At 64.0% G+C, this 22,181-nt stretch carries 20 protein-coding genes; 8 read left to right on the top strand and 12 right to left on the bottom strand.

Annotated elements, in window-relative coordinates; translation table 11 throughout:
* The first annotated feature begins 117 nt into the window (after positions 1-117).
* From F758_RS0119705 to F758_RS0119685, 4 genes are all read left to right on the top strand, one after another.
* Positions 118-1,041, top strand: coding sequence for a polyprenyl synthetase family protein (locus tag F758_RS0119705; RefSeq protein ID WP_024509482.1), 924 nt, complete (start codon positions 118-120; stop codon positions 1,039-1,041).
* Between the two features lie 16 nt (positions 1,042-1,057).
* Complete coding sequence (locus F758_RS0119700) at positions 1,058-1,741, top strand: DUF1345 domain-containing protein (protein ID WP_035722517.1); 684 nt, start codon at positions 1,058-1,060, stop codon at positions 1,739-1,741.
* A gap of 456 nt (positions 1,742-2,197) precedes the next feature.
* Positions 2,198-2,584, top strand: a complete 387-nt coding sequence (locus tag F758_RS0119690) for a nuclear transport factor 2 family protein (RefSeq protein ID WP_024509480.1) — start codon at positions 2,198-2,200, stop codon at positions 2,582-2,584.
* Between the two features lie 127 nt (positions 2,585-2,711).
* Positions 2,712-4,316, top strand: coding sequence for a Na+/H+ antiporter (locus tag F758_RS0119685; protein ID WP_024509479.1), 1,605 nt, complete (start codon positions 2,712-2,714; stop codon positions 4,314-4,316).
* Between the two features lie 51 nt (positions 4,317-4,367).
* On the opposite strand, the gene F758_RS0119680 is transcribed toward F758_RS0119685, so the two are convergent.
* The 5 genes from F758_RS0119680 to F758_RS0119660 form a co-directional block, all read right to left on the bottom strand.
* Positions 4,368-5,705: a Rieske 2Fe-2S domain-containing protein gene (locus tag F758_RS0119680; RefSeq protein ID WP_024509478.1), complete on the bottom strand. Its 1,338-nt coding sequence runs from the start codon at positions 5,703-5,705 to the stop codon at positions 4,368-4,370.
* Between the two features lie 189 nt (positions 5,706-5,894).
* A complete protein-coding gene (locus tag F758_RS0119675) occupies positions 5,895-6,791 on the bottom strand; it encodes a TauD/TfdA dioxygenase family protein (protein ID WP_024509477.1) in 897 nt (298 codons plus the stop codon).
* A gap of 207 nt (positions 6,792-6,998) precedes the next feature.
* The gene (ispG, locus tag F758_RS0119670; protein ID WP_024509476.1) at positions 6,999-8,291 is read right to left on the bottom strand and encodes a flavodoxin-dependent (E)-4-hydroxy-3-methylbut-2-enyl-diphosphate synthase; all 1,293 of its coding nucleotides are present in this window, start codon (positions 8,289-8,291) and stop codon (positions 6,999-7,001) included.
* Between the two features lie 12 nt (positions 8,292-8,303).
* Positions 8,304-9,257, bottom strand: a complete 954-nt coding sequence (locus F758_RS0119665; RefSeq protein ID WP_024509475.1) for a DMT family transporter — start codon at positions 9,255-9,257, stop codon at positions 8,304-8,306.
* A gap of 65 nt (positions 9,258-9,322) precedes the next feature.
* Positions 9,323-9,814, bottom strand: coding sequence for a Fur family transcriptional regulator (locus F758_RS0119660; protein WP_024509474.1), 492 nt, complete (start codon positions 9,812-9,814; stop codon positions 9,323-9,325).
* Between the two features lie 156 nt (positions 9,815-9,970).
* Here F758_RS0119660 and F758_RS0119655 point away from each other — a divergent pair, with 156 nt between their 5' ends.
* The 3 genes from F758_RS0119655 to F758_RS0119645 are packed head-to-tail and all read left to right on the top strand — an operon-like array spanning position 9,971 to position 13,180.
* Positions 9,971-10,453, top strand: coding sequence for a MarR family winged helix-turn-helix transcriptional regulator (locus tag F758_RS0119655; RefSeq protein ID WP_024509473.1), 483 nt, complete (start codon positions 9,971-9,973; stop codon positions 10,451-10,453).
* Positions 10,446-11,609 carry an HlyD family secretion protein gene (locus F758_RS0119650; protein ID WP_024509472.1) on the top strand — a complete coding sequence of 388 codons (1,164 nt, stop codon included), beginning with the start codon at positions 10,446-10,448 and terminating at the stop codon, positions 11,607-11,609. Before F758_RS0119655 ends, F758_RS0119650 begins: the two co-directional genes overlap by 8 nt.
* 2 nt (positions 11,610-11,611) lie before the next feature.
* Entirely contained in the window at positions 11,612-13,180 is a 1,569-nt protein-coding gene (locus F758_RS0119645; RefSeq protein ID WP_024509471.1) for an MDR family MFS transporter, read from the top strand.
* 46 nt (positions 13,181-13,226) lie between these two features.
* Here F758_RS0119645 and pcaG read toward each other — a convergent pair whose 3' ends face one another.
* From pcaG to pcaF, 3 genes are all read right to left on the bottom strand, one after another.
* A complete protein-coding gene (gene pcaG, locus F758_RS0119640) occupies positions 13,227-13,826 on the bottom strand; it encodes a protocatechuate 3,4-dioxygenase subunit alpha (RefSeq protein WP_024509470.1) in 600 nt (199 codons plus the stop codon).
* The gene (gene pcaH / locus F758_RS0119635) at positions 13,827-14,528 is read right to left on the bottom strand and encodes a protocatechuate 3,4-dioxygenase subunit beta (RefSeq protein ID WP_024509469.1); all 702 of its coding nucleotides are present in this window, start codon (positions 14,526-14,528) and stop codon (positions 13,827-13,829) included. It abuts the gene before it with no gap.
* 103 nt (positions 14,529-14,631) lie between these two features.
* The gene (pcaF, locus tag F758_RS0119630) at positions 14,632-15,840 is read right to left on the bottom strand and encodes a 3-oxoadipyl-CoA thiolase (RefSeq protein ID WP_024509468.1); all 1,209 of its coding nucleotides are present in this window, start codon (positions 15,838-15,840) and stop codon (positions 14,632-14,634) included.
* 222 nt (positions 15,841-16,062) lie between these two features.
* Between pcaF and mutS the strand changes: the two genes are divergently transcribed.
* Positions 16,063-18,804, top strand: a complete 2,742-nt coding sequence (gene mutS, locus F758_RS0119625) for a DNA mismatch repair protein MutS (RefSeq protein WP_024509467.1) — start codon at positions 16,063-16,065, stop codon at positions 18,802-18,804.
* Between the two features lie 124 nt (positions 18,805-18,928).
* Here mutS and F758_RS0119620 read toward each other — a convergent pair whose 3' ends face one another.
* The 4 genes from F758_RS0119620 to F758_RS0119605 form a co-directional block, all read right to left on the bottom strand.
* Complete coding sequence (locus F758_RS0119620) at positions 18,929-19,723, bottom strand: hypothetical protein (protein ID WP_024509466.1); 795 nt, start codon at positions 19,721-19,723, stop codon at positions 18,929-18,931.
* 172 nt (positions 19,724-19,895) lie between these two features.
* Positions 19,896-20,405: an OsmC family protein gene (locus F758_RS0119615; RefSeq protein WP_024509465.1), complete on the bottom strand. Its 510-nt coding sequence runs from the start codon at positions 20,403-20,405 to the stop codon at positions 19,896-19,898.
* A gap of 53 nt (positions 20,406-20,458) precedes the next feature.
* Positions 20,459-21,244 (bottom strand): ABC transporter ATP-binding protein, encoded by a 786-nt coding sequence (locus F758_RS0119610; protein WP_024509464.1) that lies wholly within the window; start codon positions 21,242-21,244, stop codon positions 20,459-20,461.
* Positions 21,244-22,095 carry an ABC transporter permease gene (locus F758_RS0119605; protein ID WP_024509463.1) on the bottom strand — a complete coding sequence of 284 codons (852 nt, stop codon included), beginning with the start codon at positions 22,093-22,095 and terminating at the stop codon, positions 21,244-21,246. The genes F758_RS0119610 and F758_RS0119605 overlap by 1 nt, the downstream gene beginning before the upstream one ends.
* Positions 22,096-22,181 lie beyond the last annotated feature (86 nt).

Raw genomic sequence — 22,181 nt, 5'->3', positions numbered from 1 at the left:
TGGCAGGTCCCGCTTTTTTTCAAGCGCTTTTAAGGCGTTGACCTGCACGCAGCGCAATTGACGAAGCGCGCAGCATAAAGGATTGTCCGGCCAAATTTGACCCTGGAGCTTTCCTTGATGACCGGTACGGCCCTCACCGACTTCACGAAACGACTGGATAAGACCGCGGAGGACACCGAAGCTCTGCTTTCCACGCTGCTGTCGGACACCGTGCTGGCCGATGAGATCGCCCGCCCGAAGCGGCTGGTCGATGCCATGCGCTATTCGAGCCTTGGTGGAGGCAAGCGCTTGCGGCCCTTTCTGGTCGTGGAAAGCGCGGCCGTATTTTCCGTCCCGCGCGAAGCGGCGCTGCTGGCAGGCGCCGCGCTGGAATGCATCCACTGCTATTCCCTGATCCACGACGATTTGCCGGCAATGGACAACAGCGATCTGCGCCGCGGCCGGCCCACCCTGCACAAGGCCTATGACGACGCCACCGCGATCCTCGCGGGCGATGCGCTGCTCACCATCGCCTTCGACATCATCACGCGCGACGAGATTCACCGCGAGCCGGCGGTGCGGCTGGCGCTGACGCGGGCGCTGGCACGCGCCTCCGGTGTCGGCGGCATGGCCGGCGGGCAGATGCTGGATCTGGCCGGCGAAGGGCGTTTCGGCGACCGCGAGCCGGTGGATGTGGCGCGCCTGCAGCAGATGAAGACCGGCGCGCTCTTGCGCTTCGGCTGTATCGCGGGCGCGATCCTCGGCCAGGCAACGCAAGCCGAATACAAGGCGCTCGACGATTTCGGCCGTGCGCTCGGCGAAGCCTTCCAGATCGCCGACGACCTGCTCGACGTCGAAGGCGATGCGGCGACGCTGGGTAAGCCCGCCGGCGCGGATGCTGAGCTCGGCAAAACCACCTTCGTGACGCAGCTCGGCATCGAAGGCGCCAGGCGGCGCGTACGCGATCTGCTCGCGCGGGGCGACGCGGCGCTGTCGATCTTCGGCGCGAGGGCCGATGTGCTGCGGGCCGCTGCGCACTTCGTCGCCGAGCGCAAGAATTAGCGGCAGAGAAATCGCGATGGAAGCTGACGATCCCATTCTTGTCCGCTTCCGAAGGTTGTGGCTCCCGGTGCGCGTGGTTTACGCGCGCCCGCGCACCTTCATCGCGATCGCGATCGGCATCGCTGCCTTCTTCTTGTTGCCGGCTTCGTTGCGGCTGATCACCCGCCTGCTCGTCGCCTGGGACGTCTTCGTCGCCTTCTATCTGCTCCTGGTCTACAGCATGATGCTGCGCAGCGAGCACCGCCATATCCGCCGCGACGCGGTGCTGCAGGACGACGGGCGCTTCGTGATCCTGATGGTGGCCGCCCTCGGCGCCTTCGCCAGCATCGCGGCAATCGTATCCGAGCTCGGCGCCTCCCACCGCAACGTTCTTGAGCTGGGGCTCGCCACTGTCACGATTGCGCTGTCCTGGGCGGCGGTGCACACGACGTTCGCGCTGCATTATGCCCATGCCTATTACCGCGGCCACAAGCCGGGCGGGCTGCAATTTCCGAGCGGCGACCAACAGGATCACGCCGACTATTGGGATTTCGTCTATTTCTCCTTCGTCATCGGGATGACCGCGCAGGTCTCAGATGTCGGGATCACCGACAAGACCATCCGTCGCACCGCGACCGCGCACGGCATCGTCTCGTTCATCTACAACACCGCCCTGCTCGCACTGACAGTCAATATCGCGGCAAGTGCGATTGCCGGGTGAGCTCACATCATCGTCCGGCCGAGCGAAGCGCAGAGCCGGGCCTAAGTTGAACCGTCGTCCTGAGGTGCTCGCGATGGCGAGCCTCGAAGGATGAACGGCCCCGCTGCGAGAGCCGGNNCGTCGCCCTTCGAGACGGCCGCTATCGCGGCCTCCTCGGGGGTGACGGTGATAAAGTTGTGAGGTCGCGGCTTTCGCCAGGACGATGTAAGCGGGGGGCATGTCTTGATAAACCGAATTGCCGAGCGCCAGCGCCACGCGCTTGTCGGCGAAGCCGGCTGGCATACCAGCAGTGCAGCGGCGGCCAGCAGAAACATCCGCAGAGATCCAGGTCAATTGGTCATGACACGTCCGGCCCCTCTTGTTCAAGCCGATGGCCATGGCCCACGGTTCGGGCTTTGCCTCTGACAAATTTCCGTTCAAGATTTGCAGCCAGCGAATTGCCGAAGGGAGAGACAAGTGAGCTATGGCCAGAGCTATGACCGTTCCAGCGTCGAAGCCGTCGTCCAGGGCTATTTCGACGCGCTTTATGAGGGCGATGCCGACAAGCTGGGCGCGATATTCCACCCCAGCGCCGACCTGCGCTGGGTCGAAAAGGGCGAGCTGAAGGTCTTGACAGTGCCCGACTGGCTGGCCTGGGTGCGCAAGCGCCCCTCCGCCAAGGCCGAGGGCAAGCCGCGTGACGACTTCATCGTCACCATCGATCGCTCCGACGAGTCCACCGCCTTCGTCAAGGTGCGTTGCCAATTGCCGCCGCGCTACTTCACCGATTATCTGGTGGCCATGAAGCTCGCGGACGGCTGGCAAATCGTCTCGAAATCCTACCGCTACGATCTGCGGGAGTGATTTCGTAGGACGGATTGAACAAGCGGATCGCGCGAACGCGCAACCGATGACAGGCTCCGTGAAACCCATCGCGCACCGCCCACAAAAATGATGGACATCGCTACGCTCGACCCATCATACGGGACAGATGGAAGCGACATTCCAGATTTTCCTGATCCTGCTCGCGGTGCTCGCGGGCGCCTCGGTTCTGGCGCGGCGCATCGATGTCGCGCCGGCGATTCTGCTTCTGCTCGCCGGGATCGCGCTGGCCTTCGTGCCCGGCATGCCGGCGATCGAGCTGCCGCCGGAACTCGTGCTCCTCCTGGTGTTGCCGCCGCTGATCTATTCAGCCAGCGTCGCCATGAGCTGGCGCGAATTCAAATACAATCTGCGCCCCATCATCCTGCTCGCGGTCGGCTGCGTGATCTTTACCGCGGCCGCGGTCGCGACCGCCGTACACTACCTGATCGGCATGCCTTGGGATGTCGGGTTCCTGCTCGGCGCCATCGTCGCGCCGACCGATGCAGTGGCGCCGCTCGCGGTCGCGCGCAAGCTCAACATCCCCAGGCGTATCCTTGTGGTGCTCGAGGGCGAAGGGCTCGCCAATGACGCCACGGCGCTCATCCTGTATCGGTTTGCGGTTGTCGCCATTGCGAGCGGGGCGTTTTCGCTGTCAAAGGCGACCGGCGAGTTCGCGGTCATCGTCGCCTGCGAGATCGCCTTCGGCATCGGCGTCGGCTGGCTGAGCTTGCGCGCCCGCCGGCTTGCGCGCGATCCGCAGATCGAGATCACGCTCTCCCTGATCACGCCCTATGTCGCCTTTTGGATACCAGAACATGTCGGCGGCTCCGGCGTGATCGCCACTGTGGCCTGCGGGCTCTATACGAGCTGGAACGGCCCGCTGTTGATTTCGTCGGCCACCCGGCTGCAGGGCATCTTCTTCTGGGACCTTGTGATCTATCTGATCGAGGGTCTCTTGTTCCTGCTCACCGGATTTCAGATGCGCTCGATCTTCGAGCGATCGAAGGCGTTCCCGCTGGACGACATCCTGTTTGCGATGGCGGTAGTCACCGCCATTGTGGTGATCGCACGTTTTGTCTGGGTCTATCCCGCGACCTACCTGCCGCGATGGCTGAGCAAATCCTTGCGCAGGCGCGATCCATCACCGCCCTGGCAATGGGTGTTTATCCTGTCGTTTGCCGGCGTGCGCGGCGCAGTCTCGCTCGCGGCTGCACTGGCTCTGCCTCTTGTGCTGGAGAACGGGAAGGATTTCCCCTATCGGGACCTGATTCTGTTCGTCGTTTTCGGCGTCATCCTGATCACACTGGTCGGAATGGGGCTCGGGCTGCCCACAGTGGTGCGCTGGCTCGGGGTGGCGGAAGCGGGCCGCTCAGAACATATCGCGGAGCACGAAGCGGAAATCGCGGCACGGCGCGAAGCACTCGATGCGGCGCTCAAGTCCCTTGACGGCTTCGTCCAGGATCGCGAATTGTCCGACGAGGTGGTCAGGCTGTTGCGCGCGCGGCATGAAATCCGCGTCAATCAGTTGCCGGAATCGCTCGATCCCGACAAGCACGACGTCTCCGCGATGGGAACGGGGCTGACCCGCGAACTGATCTCCGTAGAACGTGAGTTCATCCATTGCCTTCTGCGCGAGGGTAGGATTACGGACGAGACAAGACGGCGCATCGAGCGCGATCTGGATCTGGAAGAGGCCAGCCTTGCCAACCGGGAATATCGCGGGCCGTTGTGAGGCCTTCGTCGTCCCGGCTCGCGCTCTGCTTGGCCCGGGACGACAGCGGGGCTATTCTGCCGCCGCGGTCCGCGGGGCGCCGACGAATCCCGCAGCATCGCCGAAGCGCTCCACCATCACGGCCGGCAAATCCTTCGCCTTATGCGTAACACAGGCGCCTGAGCGGACCGTGTAGCGGTCCTGATGCTGCAAGTGCGGTGGCGCTTCGCCCTGCTGCAATGCGCGGGCTGCATCCATGATCAATTTTCGGAAATGCATGATGCCGAGATCGGTCGGCCCCAGATGCTCGCGGGTGCGATCGGCGATCGGGCCCTGGCTGTCCTGGACCGCGGCATCCTGCTCGGAGACGCCCTTGATGCCAGTGTAGCTCCTCGTCTTCTGCAGCTTGCGATCGATGAGGTAATTGTTCGACTTGTTGCGCAGCGGGACATAGTTCTCATCGACCTCGGCGATCACGCCGTTGCCGCGGTCATAGGCCTCGCACTCGGCATCGGTGAGCGGCCGCTCCGGATTCCACGCATAGGTGTAGATCCAGCAATTGGTATCGGTCACCGGCACAAAGGTCTGGCCGAAGATGTTCTCGCCCGGCATCGAACTCGGCGCATAAGTGTGGACCGGCATCAGGAACTGCGCGATCCGCCAATAGATGTTGTCGCTGTCGGCGAGCCGGCCGCCCGCGATCGTCAGCCCCGCGTCGTGCGGATTGATTTTGATCACGGGGCGCGGGTCCTCCGCGATCCAACGCATGTGATCCGTCGACATGCGCGCAAGCGGATTCACGAAATGCTTCTTGATGTCGAGGATCTCGTTTTCTTCCTTGTCAAAAGCAAGGTGCGCGAAGGTGAAATGCGCGGTGTCGATCGAGCCTTCCAACGCCTGCACCCAGTTGCAGTCCTGCCATTTCTTGGAGACGTAGCGGTGCGAGGGCGCGACCAGCGCCATTTCCAGCGCCGGCAGTTCGGGCATTGAATCCGCAGGACCCATATAGGCCCAGATCATGTCGCCCCATTCGCGCACCGGATAGGCCTTGATGCGGATCTTGTCCTTGGCGTTGAGGTCGGGATAGGAGGTCGGCATGTCGACGCAGGCGCCGTCGGTGCTGAACTTCCAGCCGTGATAGACACAGCGGATGCCGCATTCCTCGTTGCGCCCGAGCCAGAGATTGGCGCCGCGATGCGGGCAATATTGATCAATGACGCCGACCACGCCGCGGGAGTCGCGGAAGGCAAGCAGCTCCTCGCCAAGTATCACGATCTTCTTCGGCTCGCCGTCGGCTTCCGGCAATTCTTTCGAGAGCAGCACCGGCAGCCAGAAGCGCCGCAACAATTCGCCCATGCCCGTTCCCGGACCGCTCTCGGTCAGGAATTTGTTGTCCTCTGCGCGCAGCATGGCGGACCTCCCACGATTTCATTTGCTTTGAGGCGAGCTTGGCGCACAGGTCGGTGCGCGTCAACGCGAAGAAGGAGGGTGGGCTAGCCGAAGGCGTAACCCACCGAAGCTTCGCGGAATGGTGGGTTACGCTTCCGCCTTCGCTCTTTGAACGGCGGACAAGTCGCTAACCCGCCCTACACCTCTTCGTCACACTGGCCGCTCACCCTTGATCGTCACGCGGGTGCCTGAGCGCGTGTGCGGCCAGTAGTCCCACATCGCGCGGTGCTGGGTGCAGCGGTTGTCCCAGAACGCAATAGCGTTTTCCGTCCAGCGGAAGCGGCACTGGAACAGCGGGTTTTCCGCGTGCTGATAGAGATAGGCGAGAATGGCATCGCTCTCGTCGCGCGGGACGCCGATGATATGGCGGGTGAAGCCGCGGTTGACATAGAGCGCCTTCTTGCCCGTCACGGGATGCGTACGCACGACGGGGTGTTCAGCATGCGGATAGGCCGGCTTGTCGGCGACGCCATAATTCGCGTAAAGCCCGCGATAGATCGGCTCGCCGTCATGCAGCGCGGTCAGCCCGTCGAGATAGGCCTTCATGCGATCCGACAGCGCTTCATAGGCCGCGTACATGTTGGCGAACAGCGTATCGCCGCCGCGCGGCGGGCACTGCCTAATGTAGAGGATCGAGCCCATCGGCGGCTCGAGATCGCAGGACACATCGGAATGCCAGCCCTCGCCATTGGCACGTGGCGAGTCCTTGTCCGCATAAATCTTCATCAGCGCAGGATCGTCGCCCTCATGAGGCGCCGCGGGATGAATGTGCAGCTCGCCGAACTTGCGGCCGAAGGCGAGATGCTGGGCCGGCGTAATGCGCTGATCGCGGAAGAAGATGACGAGGTTTTCGGCGAGCGCGCGATGGATCTCGTCCATCTGGCGGTTCGAGCGGACGTCGTCGGAGACGAGCTTTGCGATATCGACCCCGGAAATTTCTGCGCCAATGATGGGCGTGAGCTTTTCGACGGCGATGGTCTCGTAGGGCTCGACGTCGCCGTCGAGATGCCGATAGCGCGGACCTTGCTTGCTGGACAGCGAGCTCATGATGCTTCCTCCGGCCTATTCTTGCGGAGGCATGGTACCGTGAGCCCAGGGAAGCGCAACACACTCCCCTGTCATCCCGGACAAGCGGAGCGCGATCCGGGACCCACAACTAAGGCGAGCGTTCTCGCGAAAGCTGAGGGTCCAACCCTTCGCAACAACTCGATCCTGTGGTTATGACCCCCGGCTTTCGCCGGGGCGAGGACCGATTTATTCGGCCGCAGTCACCGTCTCAGCGGGCACCTTGGCGCCGTTGCCATAGCGCTGATCGATATAGTCGATCACCAGCGCCTTGAAATCGGCGGCGATGGTGGGACCGCGCAGGGTGCGGAACTTCTTGCCGTCGACGAACACCGGTGCGGCCGGCGCTTCGCCGGTGCCGGGCAGGGAGATGCCGATATTGGCGTGCTTGGACTCGCCGGGCCCGTTGACGATGCATCCCATCACCGCGACGTTGAGCGTCTCGACACCAGGATATTTCGTCTTCCAGACCGGCATCTCGTCGCGGATGAAATCCTGGATCGAGCGCGCCAATTCCTGGAACGTGGTCGAGGTGGTGCGGCCGCAACCTGGGCAGGCCGCCACCAGCGGCACGAAGGTGCGGAAGCCCATCGTCTGCAATAGTTCCTGCGCCACCTGGACTTCGAGCGTGCGATCGCCGCCGGGCTCGGGGGTGAGCGAAATGCGGATGGTGTCGCCGATACCCTGCTGCAGCAAGATGCCCAGCGCGGCGGAGGAAGCAACGATGCCTTTCGAGCCCATGCCCGCTTCGGTCAGGCCGAGATGGATCGCGTAATCCGAGCGGCGCGCCAGCTCCTGATACACCGCGATCAAGTCCTGCACGGCGGAAACCTTCGCCGACAGGATGATGCGGTTCTTCGGCATGCCGAGCTCTTCGGCGCGCTTGGCCGAGAGCAGCGCCGACTGCACCATCGCCTCGCGCGTCACCGCCCGGGCGTCGCGCGGATTTTCGGAAGCCGCGTTCTCGTCCATCAGCTTGGAGAGCAGCTCCTGATCGAGCGAGCCCCAATTGGCGCCGATGCGCACCGGCTTGTTGTTCTTGTTGGCGATCTCGATGATGTCGGCAAACTGGGTGTCGCGCTTGTTCTTGAAGCCGACATTGCCGGGATTGATGCGATATTTGTCGAGCGCTTCCGCGCAGGCCGGATATTCGGCGAGCAGCTTGTGGCCGATATAGTGGAAGTCGCCGATCAAAGGCGTCGTGATACCCCGTTTGCGCAGGCCGTCGCGAATGTGGGGGACGGCGGCCGCGGCCTCTTCCCGGTCGACCGTGATGCGCACCATTTCCGAGCCGGCGCGCGACAGCGCGGCCACCTGCTCCACGGTGCTTTTGACATCGGCGGTGTCGGTATTGGTCATCGACTGCACGACGATCGGCGCGCCGCCGCCGACAGCCACATTGCCGACCATGACTTGGGTGGTCTGATGCCGCGGCGCAGGGCCGGCGATATCGGTTTGGGGCAGTTTTTCGGGCTTGTTCATGGGGTTTCGATATCAGGTTTTGGTGGCATTCAGCAACGGATCAGAGGGAACCGCGACGGTCGGGCTCGGCCGGTTAACCAGAAAAAGTCCAGCAATTACAAGCAGGGCTGCGGCCCCGAACGCCAGGCTAAGCCGGTCATGCATGATGAAATAGCTAGCCACGACGCCAAACAAAGGGGTGATGAAGGTAAAAGCGGACAATTTGCTGGCCGAATAGGCCTTCACCAGAGCAAACCAGAGCGTAAAGGTCGTTCCGACCACCCAGACCGCCTGAAACGCCATTAACGAGGTCGAAAGCAGGCTCGGCGGATGCGTGATGGTTTCGCCGGAAAGCCAGGCCGCCAGCCCCAAAATCGGGATCGAGAGCGCGACCTGATAGCCTAGCGCCTTTTCCGGCGGCGCAAACCGTAGCTTCGAGGCCTTGGCGACCAGCGTGGTCGCAGCCCATAAGATCCCGCCGCCGACGATCATCAAGTCGCCCAGCAGCACCTTGGAATCGACATCGGCCTGCGGAACCCCGATCGCAAGCGCCACGCCGAGGAAACTCAGGGCAAGACCGCCCCATTGCGCGGCGCCCAAGCGCTCTCCGAGCAGTTGAAAGGAGCCAAGCGCCACCACGAAGGGCGCACAATAGAGAAACACCACCGCGCGCGAGGCCGTGGTGAACCGCAGCCCTTGATAGATCAGCACGAATTCGATGCCGAACATCAGCCCAGCGAGCAGGCCCGGCCAGAGGGTGCCGTCGCGCTCAAAGAACCTTGCGCCACGCAGGCGACCGATCAGGAGCAGCACCGGCAAGGCGCCGGCCGAACGGATGCACGCCTGCAGCATCGGCGGAATGTCCGGAAGGACCAGCTTGACCGCGATCTGGTTGAACCCCCAGGTGAAACACAGCATCAGCATCAATGCGATGGCGCCCGGGCTGAGCGGCCGCCCGGCCGAGGAAATCACTTGTTTCGAAGACATTTCTCTCCGTAGCGCCGATCGCGCCCGCATCCTTGTTGTTGGACGTTATTGCGGTTGGATTTGGTTCATGCGGCCTTTTGGCAGTGGGCGCAAAGGCCGGTGATTTCCAGCACGGACAATTTCGGCGCAAAGCCTGAGGCCCGTGCCGCGGCGTTGAGACTTTTCGCCACGGGCGCGGCGGGAATTTCGCCCACCGCACCACAGCGGTCGCAAATCAGGAATGCCACCATAGCGGCATCGTCGTGGTCATGCGCGCAGGCCAGAAAGGCGTTGCGACTTTCGATGCGATGAACCAGGCCGTTCGCCATGAGGAAATCCAGCGCGCGATAGACCGTGATCGGCGCCGGCCGCGGCATCGACCTGGCGAGCGCATCGATGATCTCATAGGCGCCGAGCGGACGGTGGCTGGCGAGCAGCGCCTGGAGCACCTGGCGGCGTATAGGTGTGAATTTCTGCGCCCGCATCGCGCAGACCCGTTCCGCATGCGTGATCGCGTCCGCGGCGCAGCGGTCGTGATCGTGGTCGGGAGCAGGAAAGGCCGGCTTTTCGAGGGTCATTGCGGCGAATTTGTACCATTTTGGGCGCCATTCCCAAAGCCCGCACGTCGGGTGATGCCTGCCATGTGCATAGCGAGGGCCGGTTCCCTTGTTAAGGCGCCATGAAACGATCATAAGCTAGCTTATTATATTGCGAGCTTATTGGAGACCAAGCTTATGATCCGCGGTTCCGTGGATGTGAATTTCCTGTTCACGCTGGGCGAATTGTACCGGCTGATCCGGACCTATGCGGACAAGGAGGCGAGGCGCTTCGGCATCACCCGCGCCCAGTGGGCGGTGCTGGCCAAGGTCGAACGCAGCGAGGGCATGAAGCAGACCGAGCTCGCCGAACTCCTGGAAATGCAGCCGATCACGCTGACGCGGCTGATCGACAAGCTCTGCGAGCAGGGCTGGATCGAACGGCGCAGCGATGCCACCGACCGCCGCGTCAATCGTCTCTATTTGCGCAAAGCCGGCCGCCAGCTCCTGGGCAAGATGAGCGGCCTGCGCTCCGAACTCACCGTCACCGCGCTGGAAGGGATCAATCCGGCGGACGCCCATCGCCTTTTGGCGCAACTCGAACAGGTCAAGGAAAACGTGCGTAACGCAATACAGAACACGACGACCGATCAGGTTCGCAAGGAGCAGCGCTATGGCTGATCCCGTCTTGAAATTTCCGCCCGAGCAGAAGGGCAAGGGCGAAAACGCCGGGACCAAGGCTGCGGCCGAGCCGCGGCGCCGGCTTATGGCGGGATTGCGCCGCTACCGCCGTTTCCTGCTTCTGGTCGTCCTGCCGATCATCGCTGCGATCGGTGGACTCGTCTTCTATCTTAATGGCGGGCGCTATGTCGGCACTGATGATGCCTATGTCGGGGCACAGAAGGTGCTGATCACGCCCGACATCTCCGGCAAGATCATCAAGATCGTGGTGAAGGAAGGCCAGCACGTCAAAGACGGCGACGTGCTGTTCGAGATCGACCCCGAACCGTTCCAGCTCGCGCTCGACCAGGCCAAGTCCGCGCTCGAGCAGGCGCGCACCAGCTACAACAATCTGCACGCCAATATCGCCATCTACCAGCAGATGGCCGATCTGATGCAGCAGACCATCGACCTGAAGCAACGCGATGTCGATCGCAAGTCGACGCTGGCAAAAAGCAGCTTCGGCTCCCAGCTCGACCTCGACAATGCCTCCTCGGCGCTGGTCACCGCGCGCGCCGAATATGCTTTCGTCCAGCAACAGATTTCCAACGCGAAGACGCAGCTACTCGGCAACGTCGATCTACCCATCGAGCAGTTTCCGCCCTATTACCAGGCCAAGGCGGCGCTCGCCGTGGCGCAGCGCAATCTCGACCACACCGTGCTCCGCGCGCCGATGAACGGCATAGCGACCCAGGTCGACCAGATCCAGCTCGGGCGCTTCGTGCCCGCCGGCACGCCCGTGTTTTCCGTCATCGACGTCGATCACCCCTGGGTGGATGCCAACCCGAAGGAAAGCGACTTCACCTATGTCACGGTCGGCCAGCCGGTGACGCTGGAGGTGGATGCGTTCCCGAACCACTTGTTCAAGGGCTATGTCGGTTCGCTCTCGCCTGGTACCGGCGCGCAATTTGCGATCCTGCCGCCGCAGAACGCGACCGGCAATTTCGTCAAGGTGGTGCAGCGCGTGCCCGTGCGCATCTATTTCGATGAGAACGACAAGTATGTGAGGAAGCTGAAGGCGGGCATGAGCGTCTATGCCACCATCGACACCGGCCATCGCCGCTCGCTCGCCGGCCTGCTCGGCCTGTCGGCCTCGGCGAACCAGGACCAGGAGTAAGCGTGTCGGGCGCGCCAGCTTCCCTCGCGGTCCCCGGCCTGCGCCGGAACATGGTGACGATCTGCGCCATGACCGCGACCATCATGCAGGCGCTGGACACCACCATCGCCAACGTCGCGCTGCCCTATATGCAGGGGACGCTGTCGGCCTCGCAGGACCAGATCAATTGGGTGCTGACCTCCTATATCGTCGCGGCCGCGATCATGACCGCGCCGGTGGGCTGGATCGCCAACCGGTTCGGGCGCAAGCGCACCTTCATCGTGTGCTCGGCCGGCTTCACGGTGGCGTCCGTGCTGTGCGGGCTGGCGCAGGACATCAACCAGATGGTCCTGTTCCGCCTGTTGCAGGGCGTGTTCGGCGCGGCGCTGGTACCGCTCTCGCAGGCGGTGATGCTCGACTACTACACGCTGCAGGAACGCGCCAAGGCGATGTCGATCTGGGGCATGGGCGTGATGATGGGACCGATCATGGGCCCGTCGCTGGGCGCCTGGCTGACCGAGACCTATTCCTGGCACTGGGTGTTCTTCGTCAACCTGCCGTTCGGCTTCGTCACCGTGCTCGGCCTGGTCGTCTTCATGGACGAGACCAGGCAGGACCATGAGCTGCGCTTCGACTGGTTCGGCTTCGGTGCGCTTGCGGTCGCGATCGGCGCATTGCAGCTTGCGCTGGATCGCGGCGAGCAGCAAGGCTGGCTGGAATCCAACGAGATCATCGCCGAGTTCATCATTTCCGGCATCGGCTTCTATTATTTCTTCGCGCATTCCTTCACGACGTCAGATCCGTTCATCCGGCTCGCGCTTTTCAAGGACCGAAATTTCGTCACCGGCTGCATTTTCATGACCGTGATGGGCCTTGTGCTGTACTCCACGATGGCCCTGGCTTCGCCCTACCTGCAAAACGTGATCGGCTATCCGATCATTACCGCGGGCGTCCTGCTGGCGAGCCGCGGCTGCGGCACTTTTGTCGCAATGATGCTGGTCGGACGGCTCATGCGTTATTTCGAAGCACGCTCGCTGATCATCACCGGGCTGATCATTACCGCAGCGTCGTTGTTCCAGATGACCGGATGGACCGACCAGACCGGTGCCAGCGAAATCGTGACGGTCAGCATCATCCAGGGATTTGGCTTTGGCCTCGTCTTCGTGCCGCTCTCGACGGTGTCGTTCATGACGTTGTCGAATCAGTTGCGCACGGACGGCACCTCGATGCTGACATTGGTGCGCAATGTCGCGAGCTCGGTCGGCATTTCCATCGTGATCGCGCAGCTCACCGAAGGCTCGCGGCGCACCTACGCGATTCTCTCCGAGCACATCACGCCATTCAACCAGGCGATCCAGATGCCGGATGTCAGCCGCCTGATCAATCTCGGCACCGATTCAGGCCGCGCGCTCGCGGACGTGATGGTGGCCTTGCAGGCGCAGATCATCGCCTTCTCGCAGGACTACCAGCTGGTGATGATCTTCATCCTCTGCTCGATCCCGCTCGCGATCATGATCGGCTCGACCAAAGTCGCGCTGCGCAGCCAGGCCGGCGGGGGTGGCGGCGGCGAGCAACATGCGGTGATGGAGTAGCGACTTGACCTCTCCCCGCAAAATGCGGGGAGAGGTTCGGGAAGCATCAAATATCGAAAAACACCGTCTCGCCCTCGCCCTGCAAGCGGATGTCGAGCGAATAGACCGCGCCATCGCCAGCCTTGCGCTGGGCGATCAGCGTGCCTCGGCGGTCCGCCGGCACCAGGGCCAGCACGGGGTCGCTGGCATTTGCCGCCTCGTCGCCGAAATAGATCCGCGTGTAGAGATGCCGCAACATGCCGCGCGCGAAGACCGCGAGCAGGATGTGCGGCGATTGCGGCTTGCCATCGGCATCGGGCACCGAGCCCGGCCTGATGGTGTCGAAGGCGTAGGCCCCGTTCTGGTCGGTGCCGCAGCGGCCAAAGCCCCTGAACGTGGCGTTCGGCAAGGCACGTTTGTCCTGCGGATCGGCGAAACGCCCCTGGCTATCGGCCTGCCACACTTCCAGCATGCAATCGGGGACCGGCACGCCGTCGCCGTCATACACGATGCCCTCGATGCGGAGGCGCTCGCCCGAGACATCGGGCGTGACGAGATTGTTGGTGAAGGCGTCGTTCCAGTTGTACTGGCCGCCCGGCGTCAGCCCGTATTTGAAGAACGGACCGACGGTCTGCGATGGCGTGATGCCGTCCGGTTTACTTGCCACTTAATTGTTCTCCATTGGCGTGGCGTTGCGTCCGCGCAGCACGATGTTGAAGCGATAGCACAGCGCCCATTCCGGCTGGGTGTTTTCCAGATCGAACGACGAGATCATTCGTGCCCGCGCCTTCTCGTCGGCGACCGCGTTGAAGATCGGATCGAACGGAAACAGAGGATCGCCCGGGAAATACATCTGCGTCACCAGGCGCGAGATGAAGGAATGGCCGAACACCGAGAAGTGGATGTGCGCCGGGCGCCAGGCGTTGTGATGATTGCCCCAGGGGTAGGCACCGGGCTTGATGGTGACGAAGCGGTAATAGCCCGACGCATCGGTCTGCGCGCGGCCCGCGCCGGTGAAGTTCGGATCGAGCGGCGCCGGATGCTGGTCGCGGACGTGAATGTAGCGGCCGCAGGCGTTGGCCTGCCAGATCTCGAGCAGCGTATTCGGCACGCCGCGGCCGTCCTCATCAAGCACGTGGCCGTGCACGACGATGCGCTCGCCCAAAGGCTCGCCCTTGTGTTGCACGGTGAGGTCGCTATCGCCGGCGCGCACCGTCTCATGCCCGTAAACCGGGCCCGTCAGTTCCGACAGCGTGTGGCGCATGGGGATCAACGGCTTGGTGGGGGCGCGCTTGATCGAGCTTTTATACTCGGGCGACAGCGGCGCCGGATGCACCTTGTTGCTCTCGACCGGATAGATGAATGTCATGGCGAACTCCTTCTTTTGTCATTGCGAGGAGCGACAGCGACGAAGCCATCCAGTCCGCACTTTTCTGGATTGCTTCGCTCCGCTCGCAATGACGACGCGGACGTCAATTCAGCTTCTCGATCGCGACTGCGACGCCCTGGCCGACGCCGACGCACATGGTGGCGAGCGCGAGCTTGCCGCCGCGCTTCTCCATGCCGTGCACGGCGGTGAGCGCCAGCCGCGCGCCGCTCATGCCAAGCGGATGGCCGAGCGCGATCGCGCCGCCATGCGGATTGACGAAATCGGCGTCTTCTTTCACGCCGAGTTGCCGCAGGCACGCAATTCCCTGCGAAGCAAAGGCCTCGTTGAGCTCGATCAGGTCGAAGTCGCTGATCTTGAGGTTCAGCCGTTCCATCAGCTTGCGCGTTGCCGGAACGGGGCCAATGCCCATGATGCGCGGCGGCACCGCGGCCGAGGCAAGACCGAGAATGCGGGCCCGCGGTGTAAGACCATGCTTCTTCACGGCCGCTTCGGACGCGAGAATCATGGCGGCCGCGCCGTCGTTGACGCCGGAGGCATTGCCCGCTGTCACCGTCCCGGGATTACGCACGATCGGCTTCAGTTTTGCCAAGCCCTCCATGGTGGTCTCGGGCCGCGGGTGCTCGTCCTTCTCGACCGTAATGGGGCCAGCCTTGCCGCCCGGTGCCGTGACCGGCGTGATCTCCTCCGCGAAATAATCCGACGCGATCGCCGCGCCCGCCCGCTGCTGCGAGCGCAGCGCGAATGCGTCCTGGTCCGCGCGCGAGACCTGGAATTCCTCGGCGACGTTCTCGCCGGTCTCCGGCATCGAATCGACGCCATATTGCTGCTCCATCAAGGGATTGATGAAGCGCCAGCCGATGGTGGTATCAAAGATCTCCGCAGAACGCGAAAAGGCCTCCGCCGCCTTGCCCATTACGAACGGCGCCCGCGTCATCGATTCGACTCCGCCGGCGATGGCAAACTCGATCTCGCCGGCGCGGATCGCGCGGCCCGCGGCGCCTACCGCATCCAGCCCGGAGGCGCAGAGGCGGTTGATGGTCTGGCCAGGAACCGACTCCGGGATCCCCGCAAGCAACAGCGCCATGCGCGCGACATTGCGGTTGTCCTCGCCGGCCTGGTTGGCGCAACCGAAAAAGACCTCGTCCAGTGCGGACCAATCGAGCTTGGGGTGCTTGGCGAGCAGCGCCTTGATCGGAGCGGCAGCGAGGTCGTCGGCTCGCACTTTGGCGAGCGAACCGCCGAAACGGCCGATCGGGGTTCTCACGGCATCACAAACAAAGACATCACGCATCGGTTTTCTCCCTGAAATGCCGCCTTCGGCCTCAATTGAGGGCGAGTTGTAGGAGCGCCTCTGCGTGAGGTCAATTGAGGCGTTGGTGTGGAGCGGCGCGTTGGCGCGGGGCCGCCATGCTCAATTCAGTGTCCTATAGCCGCGCCTTGAGGGGTGGAAAAGGCGGATCGCTCCCGCAAAGCGATAGGACAGAGATGGGAAATTGGCTAGTTTGCGCCTCCCATGACCGTCCAGCCGTCCATCTCTCAAGCCCCCATCAGCGCCGCCGAGCCCTCGCAGCTTGCGGAAACATCGGCGCGCGTGACCCCGATGATGGAACAGTATCTCGAGATCAAGGCCGCCCACCCGGGACTGCTGCTGTTCTATCGGATGGGAGATTTCTACGAGCTGTTCTTCGAGGATGCCGAGATCGCCTCCAAGGCGCTGGGCATCGTCCTGACCAAACGCGGCAAGCATCAGGGCATGGACATCCCGATGTGCGGCGTGCCGGTGGAACGCGCCGACGACTATCTGCACCGGCTGATCGCCAAGGGCTTCCGCGTCGCCGTCTGCGAGCAGACGGAAGATCCGGCCGCGGCGCGTGCCCGCGGCAACAAGAGCGTGGTCAAGCGCGACGTGGTGCGACTGGTGACGCCTGGTACGCTCACCGAGGACACGCTGCTCGATGCCCGCGCCAACAATTACCTGCTGGCGATCGCGCGGGCGCGCTCGTCCTCAGGCGGTGACCGTTTCGGGCTCGCCTGGATCGATATTTCGACCTCCGAATTCATGGTGACGGAATGCGCAGGCGCCGAATTGCAGGCGACGCTGGCGCGCATCAATCCCAACGAGGCAATCGTCACCGATGCGCTCTATGGCGATACCGAGCTCGGGCCGATGCTGTGTGAATTGCCGGCGGTGACGCCGCTCACCCGCGACGTCTTCGACAGCTCCACCGCCGAGCGGCGGCTGTGCGATTATTTTGCCGTCGCGACGATGGATGGGCTCGCCGCGATGTCGCGGCTGGAAGCCACGGCCGCCGCTGCCGCCGTGACCTATATCGACCGGACCCAGGTGGGCAAGCGCCCGCCGCTGTCGCCGCCGGCGCGCGAGGCGGTCGGCACCACGATGGCGATCGACCCCGCCACGCGCGCCAATCTCGAATTGACGCGCACGCTCTCCGGCGAACGCCGCGGCTCGCTGCTCGACGCGATCGACTGCACGGTCACGCCGGCAGGATCGCGGCTGCTGGCGCAGCGCCTGGCGGCGCCGCTGACAGACGCGGCGCAGATCGCGGGCCGGCTTGATGCCGTGAGTGTCTTTGTTGCCGACAGCGCCGCGCGCGAAGACATCCGCTCCATCCTGCGCGGCGCGCCGGACATGTCGCGTGCGCTCGCGCGGCTCTCGGTTAGCCGCGGCGGTCCGCGCGATCTCGCCGGGCTTCGCGACGGCATTATCGCCGCCGACCAGGCGCTGGCAAAACTCACCGAGCTGGAGCAGCCGCCGGCGGAGGTCGCGGCCGTGATCGAGGCGCTCAGCCGTCCCACCCGCGAACTCGCGCGCGAGCTCGAGCGCGCGCTTGCCGAGCAACTGCCGCTCATCAAGCGCGACGGCGGCTTTGTCCGCGAGGGTTATGAAGCCGCGCTCGACGAAGCGCGCTCCTTGCGCGATGCCTCGCGGCTGGTGGTCGCGGCGATGCAGGCGCGCTATGCCGACGAGACCGGGATCAAGGGCCTGAAAATCCGGCACAACAATGTGCTCGGCTATTTCGTCGAGGTGACGGCGCAGCATGGCGACAAGCTGATGTCGCCGCCCTTGAATGCGACCTTCATCCATCGCCAGACCCTCGCAGGCCAGGTGCGCTTCACCACCGCCGAATTGGGGGAGACCGAGGCCAAGATCGCCAACGCCGGCGAGCGCGCTCTCAATCTGGAGCTGGAAGTTTTCGAGCGGCTCACCGCCAAAGCGCTCGCCGCGAGCGAAGACTTGCGCGCCGCCGCGCACGCTTTTGCCTTGCTCGACGTTGCAACCGCGCTCGCCAAGCTCGCCGTCGACGACAGTTACGTGCGGCCCGACGTGGATGCTTCGCTCAGCTTTGCTATCGAAGCCGGCCGGCATCCCGTGGTCGAGCAGGCCTTGAAGCGCGACGGCGCGCCGTTCATCGCCAATAATTGCGATCTTTCGCCCGCGCCTTCGCAAAAGTCCGGGCAGATCTGGCTCGTGACCGGCCCCAATATGGCCGGTAAATCGACCTTCCTGCGCCAGAACGCGCTGATCGCACTGCTCGCGCAAATCGGCAGCTATGTGCCGGCGAGCCGCGCCCGCATCGGCATTGTCGACCGGCTGTTCTCGCGCGTCGGCGCGGCGGACGATCTCGCCCGTGGACGCTCCACCTTCATGGTCGAGATGGTCGAAACCGCGGCCATCCTCAACCAGGCCGGTGAACGCTCGTTGGTCATCCTCGACGAGATCGGCCGCGGCACCGCAACGTTCGACGGTCTCTCGATCGCCTGGGCCGCGATCGAGCATCTTCATGAGAGCAACCGCTGCCGCACGCTGTTTGCCACCCATTATCATGAGCTGACCGCGCTTTCGGCCAAGCTGCCGCGGATGTTCAACGCCACCGTGCGGGTGAAGGAATGGCAGGGCGAGGTCGTGTTCCTGCACGAGGTGCTGCCTGGTTCGGCTGATCGTTCCTACGGCATCCAGGTGGCGCGGCTTGCCGGCCTACCCGCGCCCGTGATCGCGCGCGCCAAAACGGTGCTGGCGAAATTGGAAGCCCAAGACCGTGGCCAGACCGCGCGCGCGCTGGTCGACGACTTGCCGTTGTTCGCGGTCCCGTCGCGGGCGGCCGCCGAGCCCGCGCTGCCGCGTGAAGCGGAGCAACTGATCGAAGCCGTCAAGGCACTGCATCCCGACGAGATGTCGCCGCGCGAAGCGCTGGACGCGATCTATGCGCTGAAGGCGAAATTGCCGAAGCAGTAGTCTACTCGTCATTGTGAGCGAAGCGAAACAATCCAGAGCCTCCCGTGCGGCTCTGGATTGTTTCGTCGCGGAGCCTGTCATCGGGCGCGCGTTCGCGCGACCCGTTGGCTCCTCGCAATGACGGTCAACGCCCTGCCTTCCTTCGCCCGTTCCACCACAGCGCCAGATTCCACCCGATGCAGGTGGCGAGCGCGACGCTCAGGCCGATGGTCGAACCGAAGCACAGTGCGGCGACATGCAGAACCGCAATGGCGATGCCGAATCCCATCAGGCCCCAGCCGCCATTCGCGATCACGGCGGCGGTCGCCGGCCCGCCGATGCGCGGGTGCAGGATCAGCATCAGGCTGGTGAACACCACGGGGAACAGCGCCAATATGCCTGTGATCGCCGGCCCCACCCGGCCTGATAGCGTCACCACGGCAGCAACCAGCACGGCCACCAGCGAAGCGCGGAACGGGATGTCGTACCAGCGGCGCGTGATCAGCGGCATCTTCACGTGGCAATAGCGCTGCATCAGCGGCACGCAGATCGCGAACGCGAGCACGTTGGCGATGAGTCCGCCGACAAGCGAGAGATCGAGCGCGCGCAATACCGCGGCAAGCAGGAACCACACCGCGAGCGCGGAAACCAGACTGAGCAAGAGGCCGTGGCGCTGCGCCAGCAGCACATAGGTCAGCGCCAGAAACAACGTCGCGGCATTCACCGGCAGGCTGGCCAGCGCACCTTCTGCGATGAACGCCGCATCGTGATCGAGCGCGAGGAATACGTAAGATGGTCCCGCCGAGATCGGCAGCGTCGCCACCAGCGCGCCGATCACCGGGCCCGAACGCTCGGCGATGATCGATGCCGACACCACGAAGGCGGCGGCGACCGCCATGCGCAAGGCGAGGATCAGGAGGAAAGTGAGATCGGGAGACATTGTCCTGTCGTCCCGGCCAAGCGAGTTGTCCGCCGTAGCTCGGAGAGCGAAGGCGGAAGCGCGCGCCGGGACCCATAGCCACAGGCCGATATTGTTGCGAAGGCCGCGAGCAGATCAGTCTAGGGAGAGCTTCCGCGGTAGAGGTCCCGGCCTTCGCCGGGACGGCACCGAGTTAGATGCGCTTCATCGTCACGGAGACCTTCGGGCCGTTCTTGATGGTCTGATAGACCACGCAATAGCGCTCGGCGAGTTTTAGGAGCAAATCGAGCTTGTCCTGCGGCGCGTCGGTGTCGACCTCGAAACGCAGGCGGATTTCGGCGAAACCGACCGGCGCTTCCTTGTCGACCCCCAGCGTGCCGCGAAAATCGAGATCGCCTTCGGCGAACACCAGCCCCTGGCGGAGCGGCACCTCGATCGCGGTCGCAACCGATTTCAAGGTCACACCAGCGCAGGCGACCAGCGCCTCCAGCAGCATATCGCCGGAACACAGCTCCAATCCGGAGCCGCCGGTCGCCGGATGCAGGCCCGCGACCGCGAGCGCGCGGCCGGTCTCGACCTTGCAGGCGATGCCTTCATTGTCGATCGAGCCCTTGGCCTTGAGCGTGATCAACGCGGCCTTGGCGTCGGATTTGTAACGCTCCTTGATCGGAGCCTGCAGGCTGCGAAGTGCGGCGGCGTCCATCGTTTTCTCCCGGAGTTATTTCGCTCCGGATGTAGCTGGTCCGCGCCGCGATGTCACCACCACATCGCCCCGCCCTCGTCGGACCGGCCATGCGCATCAAGCACATTGCGGTCGAGCGAGCGATCGAGCGAGGTCAGGACGTGCCGCTTGAAATGGTCGAACAGCTCGGAATTGCGGTCGCGCGGGCGCGCCAGATTGATGCTGATCGTTTCGAACAGCCGGCCCGGCCGCGGTCGCATCACCAGCACGCGATCGGCGAGCACCACCGCCTCGTCGACGTCATGGGTCACCAGGATCAGCGTAGGCCGCGTGTCGGCCCAGAGGTCGAGCAGATGGTCCTGCAGGTCGCGCCGGGTGAAGGCATCGAGCGCGGAGAACGGCTCGTCCAGCAGCAGCACTTCCGGCTGCGGCACCAGCGCGCGCGCAATCGCCACCCGCTGCGCCTGGCCGCCGGAGAGTTCGCGCGGCCAGGCTTTTGCCTTGTCGGCAAGACCCACGCGGGCAAGCGCTTTTGCGACCCTCTCTCGCCTGACGTCGGCGGGCAATTCGGAGAGGCCGAAACCGATATTGTCGGCGACAGACAGCCAGGGCAGAAGCCGCGGCTCCTGGAAGATGATGCCGATCTTCTCGTGCGGTGCCGAGATGGCGATGTCGTCAAGCCTCACCGAGCCAGAGCTTGCGGGATCAAGGCCCGCGATCGCGCGCAGCAGGGTCGACTTGCCGCAACCGGATCCGCCGATGATGGCGACGATCTCGCCCTGCCTGATCTCGGCAGAGAAACGCGCGAGCGCATGCACCCCGTTGGGATAGGTCTTGCCGACACGGTCGAGCGCCAGCATCAGGCCGCCTCCGCGTGGTGGCCGAAGGCGTCCTGCCAGCGCAAGAGCGGCGCGGTTGCGATCTCGATCAGCCAGTCGGTGGCTTTGCCGAGAATGGCAAAGATCACGATCGCCGCCACGATCTGGGCGGGCTTGCCGAGCTGCTGGCCGTCGATCAGGAGATAGCCCAATCCTTCGGAGGCCCCCATGAACTCGGCGGCGACCACGAACATCCACCCGAGGCCCAGGCCGACGCGTAAGCTCACGATATAGGCCGGCAGCACCGCAAGCAGCAGAATGCGGCGGATCATCGCCGGACCGGACAGGCGAAAGATGCGGCCGACCTCGACGATCTTGCGGTCCACGGACCGGATCGCGCCCATAACGCCGAGATAGACCGGAAAGAATACGCCGATCGCGATCAGCGCGACCTTCGAGGTCTCGAAAATGCCGAGCCAGAGAATGAACAACGGCACCCATGCGATCGAGGGGATCGCGCGCAAGGCCTGAACCGTCGGATCGAGCAGCCGCCGCGCCAGCACCCAATAGCCGGAGATCGCGCCCAGCATGGTGCCGGCGACCACGCCAAGCGCAAAGCCGCTCACGACACGCGACAGCGTCGCGACGATATGGCGGCTGAGTTCGCCGCTTGCCGCAAGCTCGACGATGGTTGCAAACACCTTTGACGGCGGCGGGACCAGGCGCCCGTTGGAGAAGCCGAGCCAGACGATAACCTCCCAGCCGAGCGCAACTGCAACCGGCAACAACAGGCCGAGCATCGGGCGCAGATAGCGGCGCAGGCGCGTAGGCTGCGCCGCTTGTGCGTCCGCTTCAATTCGCTCGGTGGCCGGCAAGTCAACGGTCATGGCCATAGCAAGATGCTTTCCGCGCAAGAATTGCAAGACATCGCCGCAATCTCCGCTTTCGTCCTCACGAAAGCGGGGGGACCCATAACCAC

Source organism: Bradyrhizobium sp. ARR65 (genome assembly GCF_000472385.1).
Lineage (GTDB): Bacteria > Pseudomonadota > Alphaproteobacteria > Rhizobiales > Xanthobacteraceae > Bradyrhizobium.
Note: the sequence above shows the minus strand (reverse complement) of the source record. Positions and strands in the feature narration are given on the sequence as shown.

What these genes read in the sequence shown, in the direction of transcription:
- F758_RS0119705 (WP_024509482.1), top strand. Translation starts at nt 118, where the DNA reads ATGACCGGTACGGCCCTCACCGACTTCACGAAACGACTGGATAAGACC.
- F758_RS0119700 (WP_035722517.1), top strand. Translation starts at nt 1,058, where the DNA reads ATGGAAGCTGACGATCCCATTCTTGTCCGCTTCCGAAGGTTGTGGCTC.
- F758_RS0119685 (WP_024509479.1), top strand. Translation starts at nt 2,712, where the DNA reads ATGGAAGCGACATTCCAGATTTTCCTGATCCTGCTCGCGGTGCTCGCG.
- F758_RS0119680 (WP_024509478.1), bottom strand. Translation starts at nt 5,705, where the DNA reads ATGCTGCGCGCAGAGGACAACAAATTCCTGACCGAGAGCGGTCCGGGA.
- F758_RS0119675 (WP_024509477.1), bottom strand. Translation starts at nt 6,791, where the DNA reads ATGAGCTCGCTGTCCAGCAAGCAAGGTCCGCGCTATCGGCATCTCGAC.
- ispG (WP_024509476.1), bottom strand. Translation starts at nt 8,291, where the DNA reads ATGAACAAGCCCGAAAAACTGCCCCAAACCGATATCGCCGGCCCTGCG.
- F758_RS0119665 (WP_024509475.1), bottom strand. Translation starts at nt 9,257, where the DNA reads ATGTCTTCGAAACAAGTGATTTCCTCGGCCGGGCGGCCGCTCAGCCCG.
- F758_RS0119660 (WP_024509474.1), bottom strand. Translation starts at nt 9,814, where the DNA reads ATGACCCTCGAAAAGCCGGCCTTTCCTGCTCCCGACCACGATCACGAC.
- F758_RS0119655 (WP_024509473.1), top strand. Translation starts at nt 9,971, where the DNA reads ATGATCCGCGGTTCCGTGGATGTGAATTTCCTGTTCACGCTGGGCGAA.
- F758_RS0119650 (WP_024509472.1), top strand. Translation starts at nt 10,446, where the DNA reads ATGGCTGATCCCGTCTTGAAATTTCCGCCCGAGCAGAAGGGCAAGGGC.
- pcaH (WP_024509469.1), bottom strand. Translation starts at nt 14,528, where the DNA reads ATGACATTCATCTATCCGGTCGAGAGCAACAAGGTGCATCCGGCGCCG.
- pcaF (WP_024509468.1), bottom strand. Translation starts at nt 15,840, where the DNA reads ATGCGTGATGTCTTTGTTTGTGATGCCGTGAGAACCCCGATCGGCCGT.
- mutS (WP_024509467.1), top strand. Translation starts at nt 16,063, where the DNA reads ATGACCGTCCAGCCGTCCATCTCTCAAGCCCCCATCAGCGCCGCCGAG.
- F758_RS0119620 (WP_024509466.1), bottom strand. Translation starts at nt 19,723, where the DNA reads ATGTCTCCCGATCTCACTTTCCTCCTGATCCTCGCCTTGCGCATGGCG.
- F758_RS0119615 (WP_024509465.1), bottom strand. Translation starts at nt 20,405, where the DNA reads ATGGACGCCGCCGCACTTCGCAGCCTGCAGGCTCCGATCAAGGAGCGT.
- F758_RS0119610 (WP_024509464.1), bottom strand. Translation starts at nt 21,244, where the DNA reads ATGCTGGCGCTCGACCGTGTCGGCAAGACCTATCCCAACGGGGTGCAT.
- F758_RS0119605 (WP_024509463.1), bottom strand. Translation starts at nt 22,095, where the DNA reads ATGGCCATGACCGTTGACTTGCCGGCCACCGAGCGAATTGAAGCGGAC.